Annotated in this window: 6 protein-coding genes and 1 pseudogene; 2 read left to right on the top strand and 5 right to left on the bottom strand. The window is 74.0% G+C overall.

What is annotated here, in order from left to right; translation table 11 throughout:
- Window positions 1-127 precede the first annotated feature (127 nt).
- From AXW62_RS16000 to AXW62_RS15990, 3 genes are read right to left on the bottom strand one after another with little or no spacing between them, the layout of a single operon-like run.
- Window positions 128-541 carry a RidA family protein gene (locus tag AXW62_RS16000; RefSeq protein WP_030822339.1) on the bottom strand — a complete coding sequence of 138 codons (414 nt, stop codon included), beginning with the start codon at window positions 539-541 and terminating at the stop codon, window positions 128-130.
- Window positions 538-1,386, bottom strand: coding sequence for an IclR family transcriptional regulator (locus tag AXW62_RS15995; RefSeq protein WP_030822336.1), 849 nt, complete (start codon window positions 1,384-1,386; stop codon window positions 538-540). The genes AXW62_RS16000 and AXW62_RS15995 overlap by 4 nt, the downstream gene beginning before the upstream one ends.
- Window positions 1,383-2,576, bottom strand: coding sequence for a sugar kinase (locus AXW62_RS15990; protein ID WP_252368625.1), 1,194 nt, complete (start codon window positions 2,574-2,576; stop codon window positions 1,383-1,385). Before AXW62_RS15990 ends, AXW62_RS15995 begins: the two co-directional genes overlap by 4 nt.
- Before the next feature lie 346 nt (window positions 2,577-2,922).
- Between AXW62_RS15990 and AXW62_RS15985 the strand changes: the two are divergent.
- Window positions 2,923-4,220 (top strand): annotated as a pseudogene (locus tag AXW62_RS15985) (amino acid deaminase).
- Window positions 4,221-4,436: 216 nt separating this feature from the next.
- Window positions 4,437-6,044: an N-acyl-D-amino-acid deacylase family protein gene (locus tag AXW62_RS15980; protein ID WP_060945146.1), complete on the top strand. Its 1,608-nt coding sequence runs from the start codon at window positions 4,437-4,439 to the stop codon at window positions 6,042-6,044.
- Window positions 6,045-6,311: 267 nt separating this feature from the next.
- Here AXW62_RS15980 and AXW62_RS15975 read toward each other — a convergent pair whose 3' ends face one another.
- Together AXW62_RS15975 and AXW62_RS15970 are read right to left on the bottom strand one after the other, a co-directional pair.
- Window positions 6,312-7,118 (bottom strand): TetR/AcrR family transcriptional regulator, encoded by an 807-nt coding sequence (locus tag AXW62_RS15975; protein ID WP_244502774.1) that lies wholly within the window; start codon window positions 7,116-7,118, stop codon window positions 6,312-6,314.
- Window positions 7,115-9,208: a CocE/NonD family hydrolase gene (locus tag AXW62_RS15970; protein ID WP_289306007.1), complete on the bottom strand. Its 2,094-nt coding sequence runs from the start codon at window positions 9,206-9,208 to the stop codon at window positions 7,115-7,117. Before AXW62_RS15970 ends, AXW62_RS15975 begins: the two co-directional genes overlap by 4 nt.
- Window positions 9,209-9,311 lie beyond the last annotated feature (103 nt).

The following is a 9,311-nucleotide window of genomic DNA, read 5'->3' as shown; positions in this document are numbered from 1 at the left end:
GCCTCGGCCGGACGCGGTCCGGGTCGGCCCGGATGGCGGCGGGTCGGTCCGGACGCGGGCGGGGTGCGGCGGAGGTGGCATCCGCGGCGGGCGGGCGGCGCTCCCGCCCGCCGCGGGGTTCACGGCGTCAGCCCAGGACGGCGAGCGCGTCGATCTCGACGAGCAGACCGGCGGGGAGGCCGACATAGACCGTCGTACGAGCGGCCGGGGCCTCCTTGAGGTCGGCGAAGAACTCGTTGTAGATCTCGTTGAATTCGGCGAAGTGGCCGGTGTCGGTGAGGTAGACCCGCACCATCACCGCGTCCTCCCAGCTCGCGCCGCCCTCCTCCAGCACGGCCTGCACATTGCGCAGGGTCTGCAGGGTCTGCTCGCGCAGGGTCGGCCCGACGGGGGTGGGTGCCTGGCCCGGGACGGCGGGGCCGAAGCCGACCTGACCGGCGACCTGAAGGATGTTCCCCTTCTTGACGCCGTGGGAGAACTTGGCGGGCGGGGTGGTGTGCGTCGCCGGAGTGATCGCGGTCTTCTGCGGCTTCTCGCTCATGAGGAGGTTTCCTCGGCTCTCTTCTCGGGTGTTCCGTGCGATGGGTCATGCGGTGTGGTGGCGCCGGGCGCCGTGCCCGCGCCGTGCGGTGCGTGGGACACCGGGGCGCCGCCCGAGTATTCCCGGCTGATCTCCTCCGCCGTGCGGCGCACCAGCGGGAGCAGGGAGAGGAGTTCCTCAGCGGTGACCACGACGTTCGGCGCCGACACCGAGCAGGCGGCGACGACCCGTCCGTCCGTGCCCCGGATCGGCGCCCCGACGCAGTTGATGGACTCCTCGTGGCCGCCGAAGTCGGTGGCCCAGCCCTGCTCGCGTACGGCCGCCAGTTCCTTGAGGAAGGCGTCGGCGTTCGGCGTCGAACGGGGCGTGTAGGCGGGGTAGCTGAGCCGCTCGGCCACCGTCCGCCGCTCCGGCTCGGGCAGGTCGGCCAGGAGCAGCTTGGCCACCGCGGCGACGGTGATGGCGACGGGCTTGCCGATCCGCGAGTACATCCGCACCGGGTAGCGGCTCTCCACCTTGTCGATGTAGAGCACCTCGTTCTCCTCGTACACCGCCAGGTGGACGGTGTGCCCGCACCGTTCGTTGAGCGCCACCAGATGGGGGTGGGCGATCTCGCGGACGTCGAGGTTCTCCACCGCCTCCTGCGCGAGCGCGAAGAGACGGGCACCGAGGCGGTAGCGCTGGTCCTGCTGGCGGTAGACCATGCCGTGCTCGTGCAGGGTGCGCAGCAGCCGCAGCGCGGTCGACTTGTGCACGCCCAGCCGCGTGGCGACCTGCTCCAGGTTGGCCGGGCCCTCCGCCAGCAACGGCAGGATGCTCAGCGCTCGGTCGACGGTCTGGCTCATGGGTCGGGTACCTCCACCGCTGCGGTCTCGGCCCACTTCTCGGCGGGACTCGGCAGATCCGTCCAGCCGGGGCCGAATCGCAGTGTGCCCCACTCCGCGGCGTCGAGCGCCACCAGGTGGTCGGCGCGCTCACGGGACGGCGGAGTGCCCAGGTCGCCGGGGACGGTGAGGGCGGCGGCGGCCATGAGGTGGCCGTGGCGCAGCCGTTCGGCGATGGGCAGTCCGCGCAGGGTGCCGGAGAGGAAACCGGCGGCGAAGGCGTCGCCCGCGCCGACGGGGGCGACGACATCGACGCGCAGGGCGGGTTCGAAGGTCACGGCGTCGGTGCCGTCCGGGCGGCGGGCGTAGGCGGTGGCCCCGGCGCTGCCCTGCTTGACGACGAGCAGCTCCGGTTCGGGCAGCGCCGCCCGGATCGCCTCCGGGCCGCGCACCCCCCAGACCGCCTCGGCCTCGTCCTCGCCGACGAAGACGAGGTCACAGCCGCGGGCCAGGCCGAGCAGGACGGCGGGTCCCGGTTCGGCGCCGGTGTCCGCGTCCGCGCGTCCGTCGTCCGCGCGCCCGTCCCCCTCCCCGTTCCCGCTGCGGCCCGCGTCGGCGTTCCGCCACAGCGAGAACCGGTAGTTGAGGTCGAAGGAGACGAGGGGGCGGCCGGGGGCGCGGGTGGTCAGCTCACGCATCAGCGCGCGGCAGTCGGCGGAGAGGGCGGGGGTGATACCGCTCAGGTGGAGCACCCGGCCGGACCACGCCCACTCCCGGGGGACGAGCGCCGGGGACATGGCCGCGGCGGCGGATCCGGCCCGGTAGTAGAGCACCTCGGCGAGCGGCTCGGCGGCGCCGTCCGGGCCGTCAGACCCGTCAGACGCGTCCCGCCTGTCAGACGCGTCAGGCCCCGCCGCCCCCTCCGGCCCGGCCGGTTCGGAGCCGACGGCGCGCTCGCCCGCGGTCCGGAAGTAGATGCCGGTGGGACGGTGCGGATCGCGCTGGACGTAGCGCGTGTCCACGCCGGTGGCCGCGATCTCCCGCACGAGGTGCTCGCCGAAGCCGTCCGCGCCCACCCGGCTGATCCAGCGGGCGCTGTGCCCGGCGCGGGCGAGTCCACAGGCGACATTGGACTCGGCACCGCCTATGCCCCGGGCGAAGGAGGGGACGTCCGCCAGCCGGCCCGCGCGGGACGGCAGGAAGGTCACCATCGACTCGCCGAGACAGACGACATCGACGGTATCGACGACATCGGCGACACCGGTGCCGTCGGCGGCCTCGTCGCTGGGGAGAGGGGGCACGGTCGGTCGAACTCCTCGCTGGGCGGGCGGCTGGGACTGGACGGGCGGGGACGAGCGGGAACGGGCGGGGGCGGAGGGGGGACGGATCGGGGGTCGGCTCTGGGGGGGTCGGCTCGGGGGGATGGCCGGGGCTGGACGGGTGGGGGCCGGGTCTCACACCGTTGACCCGGTGCTGGGCGGGATGTTAGACAGCGATAAGCGTTATGCGCAATGAACGTTGCATATTTTGCAACCGGAACCGTATGGAGGCGTCTCCATGGCCACCGACCACAGCCACCCGGCCGTCGCCGCCCTCGCGCGGGAGCGGGTCGACCACCGCTTCAAGGGGCTGCCCCCGAACGCCGAGGGGCTCACGGTCGGCGAGCTGGCCGCCGAGCGGCGCTCCCTGTTCACCGGCGGCTTCACCACACCCGTCCTGACCCTGTCGGCCGAGGCCCTGGAGCACAACCTGCTGGCGATGGAGCGCTACTCCGCCGTCCACGGGCTCGCCTTCGCCCCGCACGGCAAGACCTCACTCGCCCCTCAGCTCTTCGAGCGCCAGCTCGCGCACGGGGCCTGGGGCATCACCGCGGCCGTCCCCACCCAGGTGCGGATCTACCGGGCCTTCGGCATCCAGCGGATCTTCCTCGCCAACGAGGTCGTCGACGCTGCCGCCCTGCACTGGCTCGCGGCCGAACTCGACGCCGACCCCGGTTTCCGCTTCATCGCCTACGTCGACTCGGTGCGCGGCGTCGAGCTGATGGACGAGGCACTGCGGGAGGCGGGGCCCGCCGGCCGGTCGATGTGGTGGTCGAACTGGGCGCGGGCGAGGGCGCGCGCACGGGCGCGCGCACGGCGGACCAGTGCGCGGCGGTCGCCGACGCGGTCGCGGCCACCGGGACCCTGCGGCTGGTCGGCGTCGCCGGCTACGAGGGCGAGGTGCCCGGGGCGGACGGCGAGCGGGTCCGGGCCTGGCTGCGCCGGCTCACCGCGCTGGCCGCCGACTTCGACGCGGCGGGCCGCTTCGCGGGGCTGGGCGCGGAGGACGAGATCGTGGTGAGCGCGGGCGGCAGCGCGTGGTTCGACGCGGTGGCCGATGTCTTCGCGGAGCTGCCCGCGCTGTCCCGGCCGGTGCTGAAGCTGCTGCGCTCGGGTGCGTACGTCTCCCACGACGACGGGCACTACCGGCACATCACCCCGTTCAACCGCGTCCCGGAGGAGGGCGAGCTGCAACCGGCCTTCCGCCTGTGGGCCCAGGTCGTCTCCCGCCCCGAACCCGGCCAGGCGTTCCTCAACGCGGGCAAGCGGGACGCGGCGTACGACCTCGACCTGCCCGCGCCCCAGCTCATCCGCTCCGCCCGCGACGGCTCCACCCGACCCGCCACGGGTCTGACCGTCACGGCCCTGTCCGACCAGCACGCCTGGGTCACCGTCGCGGACGGCACGGAGCTGGAGGTCGGCGACTGGGTGGGCCTGGGGCTCTCGCATCCGTGCACCAGCTTCGACAAGTGGCAGCTGATCCCGGTGGCGGAGGCGGACGGCGCGGTCTCGGACTACATCCGCACGTTTTTCTAGCCCACCCGCTTTCCAGCCCACCCGCCTGCCCCTCCCCGGGGCGCGGCCCCGAGCCCTCACCCGGCTCCGGGGTCCGGCTTCGGGGTCCGGCTTCGGGGTCCGGCTTCGGGGACCCGGGGCGGGTCCCCGCTGTGATCAAGGGCGGATGGGTGGAGGGCGATGGGTGGGGAAGGACACCGCGCCGCAGGCGCGACCGGCATACGAGAGGGCACCCACATGGACCTGGTCATCCGCGACGCGCAGGTCGTCGACGGCACCGGACGAGCCCGCTTCCGGGCGGACGTCGGCGTGGCCGGCGGGCGGATCGCCGCTGTCGTGCCCGAGGGCGGCGGGCCACGGCCGACGGGCGGGCGGGTCGTGGACGCGGACGGGCTCGTCCTCTCGCCCGGCTTCATCGACATGCACGCGCACAGCGATCTCGCGCTGCTCCGGGACCCCGACCACTCCGCGAAGGCCGCGCAGGGCGTCACCCTGGAGGTCATCGGGCAGGACGGCCTGTCCTACGCCCCCGTCGACGACCGCACCCTCGCCCAGATCCGTACCGCCATCACCGGCTGGAACGGTGACGGCTCCGACATCGACTTCACCTGGCGCACCGTCGGCGAGTTCCTGGACCGTCTCGACCACGGCTTCGACGGCCAAGGCATCGCGGTCAACGCCGCGTACCTCATCCCCCAGGGCACCGTCCGGATGCTCGCCCTCGGCTGGGAGGACCGGGACGCGACGCCCGCCGAGCTGGCCCGGATGAAGGAGCTGGTGGCCGAGGGGCTGGAACAGGGCGCCGTGGGCCTGTCCTCCGGGCTCACCTACACCCCCGGGATGTACGCCTCCGACGCCGAACTCACCGAGCTGTGCCGGATCGTGGCCGCCTACGACGGCTACTACTGCCCGCACCACCGCTCGTACGGCGCCGGCGCGCTGCGCGCCTACGAGGAGATGGTGGCCCTGACCCGGGAGGCCGGCTGTGCGCTCCACCTGGCCCATGCCACGATGAACTTCGGCGTCAACAAGGGCCGCGCCCCTGAGCTGCTCGCCCTGCTGGACGCCGCGCTCGCCGAGGGCGCCGACATCACCCTCGACACCTATCCCTACCTCCCCGGTTGCACCACGCTCGCCGCGATGCTGCCGAGCTGGGCGGCCGAAGGCGGCCCCGAAGCGGCCCTCGCGCGGCTGCGCGACGACGCCGAGGCCGAGCGCATCCGGCACGTGATGGAGGAGGAGGGTGCGGACGGCTGCCACGGGGTGCCGATCAACTGGGACACGATCGAGATCTCCGGTGTGAACGACCCGGCTCTGAGCGGCTACGTCGGCAAAACGGTCGCCGCGAGCGCCCGCGAACGGGGCGAGGCCCCCTGGGTCACCGCGCGCCGCCTCCTGCTGGACGACCACCTCGGCCCCACGATCCTCCAGCACGTCGGACACGAGGAGAACGTCCAGGCGATCATGAAGCACCCCGTTCACACCGGCGGCAGCGACGGCATCCTGCACGGCGCCAAGCCCCACCCCCGGGCGTACGGCACCTTCCCCCACTACCTGGGCCGCTACGTCCGCGAGCTGGGCGTCCTCTCCCTGGAGGAGTGCGTGGCCCACCTGACCGCCCGCCCCGCGGCCCGCCTCCGCCTCCCCGACCGGGGCCGGATCCGCGAGGGCTACCGCGCCGACCTCGTCCTCTTCGATCCGGAGACGGTGGCGGCGGGCTCGACGTTCGACGCCCCGCGCACCCTGCCGACGGGGATTCCGCACGTGCTGATCGACGGCCGTTTCATCATCGAGGACGGGCGGCGGACGGACGTCCTGGCGGGGCGCGCGATCCGCCGCGCCTGATGAGGGTGAGCCCGGACCTGAACGTGAGCCCGGACCTGAACGTGACTCCGGGCCTGAAAAAGAACCCGGACCCGGGCAGCCTCCGTCGTCACGCCTCGCCGAGTCCCACCCGCAGCGTCCGTATGCGGCTCCGCCGCATGGCGCGGGCTCCGCGCCCGAACCCCGAGACCGGGGCAGAAGCCCCGGTGTCAGGGAGGGGAGCAGCCCGCCGCGGGCGGCACGGGCCTCGGGCACCTCCAGCGCCACCCGGGGATGCGCGCCCCCGCCTCAGCCCCGCAGCTCCGCGTCCACGAAACGCCGCAGGTGCCGTCGGGCGTCCGCCACGCTCAGCGTCGGCACCTGCCGCAGGCGGCGCAGGGCGAGGCCGTCCGCCAGCGCCGAGAACCGCAGGGCGAAGTCGGCCGGGTCGTCGCAGCGGAAGTCGCCCTCGTCCCGGCCCCGTTCCACCAGGGCCTGGATCTCCGCGTGCCAGGTCTCGTACCGCTCGGCCTGGCCCCGGGCGAACGTCTGGTCCCGCTCGCCCGCGTTCCAGTAGTCGAACCACATCCGCCAGTGCCGGTCGGTGTCGTCCGTGAAGAGCGCGTCGATGAGCAGCCGCAGCCCCTCCGCCCCGCTGGTGGCCTGGGCGGCGGCCTCGCTCAGCGCGGCGTAATAGCGCTCTATGTGCAGCACCATCGCCTCGGAGAGGACTTCCTGCACGCTTTCGAAGTGGTACGTGACCGTGCCGACCGACACCCCCGCCGCGGCCGCCACCTCGCGTACGCCCACCGCCGCGGTGCCGCGCTCGGCGATGAGCGGCACCGCGGCCTCCACGATCAGCCGGCGGCGCACCTCCGTGGGCTGCCGGGTGCGGCGCGAGGCGTCGACGGCACGGCGCGGGGCCTTGCGCTCGCCCCGCTCCGGACGGTCCGAACGCTCCGGACGGTCCGGACGGTCGGCGTGCCCGGCCTGATCGGCGCGCCCGGACCGGTCGGCGCGCCCGGACCGGTCGGGGCGCCCAGCCCGATCGGGGCGCTCGGCGTTATCGGCGTGCCCGGCCCGGTCGGGGCCCTCGGAGGGCGACGGCGAGGTCATGCGGAGGTCCTCGGCGTGGTGCGGTGCCATGCGCGCGTGGCCACTGTCTCTCCGTTCGCCCGTGCCTCGATGCTGCTGTCCATGATGAATTCCTCCGCCGTGGCCCGGAGTTCCATGGCGGTGACGACCTCCGCGTCCCAGTCCCCGCGCCGCAGCCGGATGGTCCACCGAGAGCTTGCCACGGCCGACAGCGGATCGTCGGAGCGGATGCGGTACGTCTCGCGGGCGCTCTCCTCGTAGCGCAGCCCGTCGGGATAGGTCCGCGACCCACCGTAGTTGGGGTCCACGTCCAGCACCCACTCCCCCGTCGCCACGTCGTGGGTGACGGTCCGCTCGGGCCGTGGCCCGGCCGGCGGGTCGACGGTCACGGCGAGCGGCGGGGCCTGCTCGGGCTCCTCGAAGACGATGGGCGGACGGCCCGCGTCGGCGGCCGGGTCCCGTACGGGCAGCAGCAGCGCGCTCTCGCCGGGCCGTACGGTCAGTTGGCCGCGTTCGCCGTGCGGCCAGACCCACGGCCAGTACGCGTCGGAGACGGCGACCCGGATGCGATGGCCGGGCGGGAAGGCGTAACCGGTGGCGTTCAGCTCGAACTCCACGTCCTCGTACGTCCCCGGCTCCCACTCCACGGCCTTCTCCCGGCCGTACCGGGACATCAGGTTGAGCACACCGCGGGTGACCAGCGTGGACGAGCCGTCGGGCGCCACATCGCAGACGCGGGCGATGACATGGGCGCGCGGGGTGGCGCTGTCCAGCCGCAGCCGCACCCGCGCCCGGCCGAGGATCTCGACCCTCCCGGTCAGCGGCGCGGAGTCGAAGCAGCGCGAGCGGCCGTCCTCCTCGCGCTGGTCGGGCGGCAGATCGGTGGCGTTGCCGAAGGGGAAGAAACGTCCGGCGTCCAGCCCGGTGTGCAGCGGCGAGCGAACGATCACCGGCTCGTCGGCGGGGCCGCCGAGGGGGCGTTCGTCCCAGGTGATGGACGGCGACGGCCAGGCGTCCTCGCCGACCCAGCGGCCGGGCATGACCGGGTAGCAGGTGGCGGGCGGTACGGGGTCGTTGATCCAGGCGCGCAGCGGCGGTTCGTCCAGCACCCCGGTCGGCTCGCCCTTGAGCCAGTGGTCCCACCAGCGCAGGGTCTCCTGCAGGAACCCGATCGCCGGGCCCGGCGGCAGCCCCCGGTCCGGGTACTGGTGCGACCAGGGGCCGATCAGCCCCCGCACGGGCGCGTCGAGCCGCTCCACCAGCCGCAGCACGGTGTCCCGGTACGGATCGGCCCAGCCGCCGACCGCGAGCACGGCGGCGTCGATCGCGCCGTAGTCCTCGCAGACGCTGCCGTGCCGCCAGTAGCCGTCCCGCTCCTGATGGGCCAGCCAGGTGTGCAGATACGGCTCGAGCGCGTCGAGCCGCTCCCGCCACATGGGCAGCCAGCGGTCCTCGCCGACGGAGGCGGGGTGCGGGGGGCGGGCGGTGAACGCGAGCATGGTCCCGGCCCAGGCGAGCATGTCGATGCCGAGGACGGCACCGCCGGTGTAGTGGACGTCGTTGTCGTAACGGTCGTCGGTGGAGCAGACGGTGACGATCGCCTTCAGCGGTTCGGGGCGCAGGGCGGCGATCTGGAGCGCGTTGAAGCCGCCCCAGGAGATCCCGAACATCCCCACCTTGCCGGTGCACCAGGGCTGTGCTGCCAGCCAGTTGACGACATCGACCCCGTCGGCCAGCTCGGTCTCGGTGTACTCGTCGAGCATCACGCCCTCGGAGTCGCCGCTGCCGCGCAGATCGACCCGTACGGAGGCGTAGCCGTGCCCGGCGTAGTAGGGGTGGCGCTGGGCGTCGCGCGGGGCGGTCCAGTCGCTCTTGCGGTACGGGAGGTACTCCAGCAGGGCGGGCACGGGGTCGGACTCGGCGTCCACGGGCCGCCACACCCGGGCGTGCAGCCGCGTCCCGTCGCGGGTCGGAATCCACACGTCCCAGGCCCGCACCTCACGGTCGAACGTCTCGCGGTACTTCACGCTTCTCCTTGGCTGGTGTGTTGTCTGCGCCTGGTGTGCTGTCCGGGGGCGGTGCGCAGATGGTGCGCGCCCGCGGCGGCACAGCCCGGCCCGCCCCCGGCTTCGGGTGCGTCCGGCCTCCCGGGCCGCCCCCGGCTTCGGGAAGGGAAGGGGGCAGGCGGGGCGGGGGGGCCCCCCCCCCCCCCCC

The sequence above is a fragment of the Streptomyces hygroscopicus subsp. hygroscopicus genome, assembly GCF_001553455.1.
In the GTDB taxonomy this organism is placed as follows: Bacteria; Actinomycetota; Actinomycetes; order Streptomycetales; family Streptomycetaceae; genus Streptomyces; species Streptomyces hygroscopicus.
This window is presented reverse-complemented; position numbering and strand designations above follow the sequence as displayed.

What these genes read in the sequence shown, in the direction of transcription:
- AXW62_RS16000 (WP_030822339.1), bottom strand. Translation starts at nt 541, where the DNA reads ATGAGCGAGAAGCCGCAGAAGACCGCGATCACTCCGGCGACGCACACC.
- AXW62_RS15995 (WP_030822336.1), bottom strand. Translation starts at nt 1,386, where the DNA reads ATGAGCCAGACCGTCGACCGAGCGCTGAGCATCCTGCCGTTGCTGGCG.
- AXW62_RS15975 (WP_244502774.1), bottom strand. Translation starts at nt 7,118, where the DNA reads ATGACCTCGCCGTCGCCCTCCGAGGGCCCCGACCGGGCCGGGCACGCC.
- AXW62_RS15980 (WP_060945146.1), top strand. Translation starts at nt 4,437, where the DNA reads ATGGACCTGGTCATCCGCGACGCGCAGGTCGTCGACGGCACCGGACGA.
- AXW62_RS15990 (WP_252368625.1), bottom strand. Translation starts at nt 2,576, where the DNA reads ATGGTGACCTTCCTGCCGTCCCGCGCGGGCCGGCTGGCGGACGTCCCC.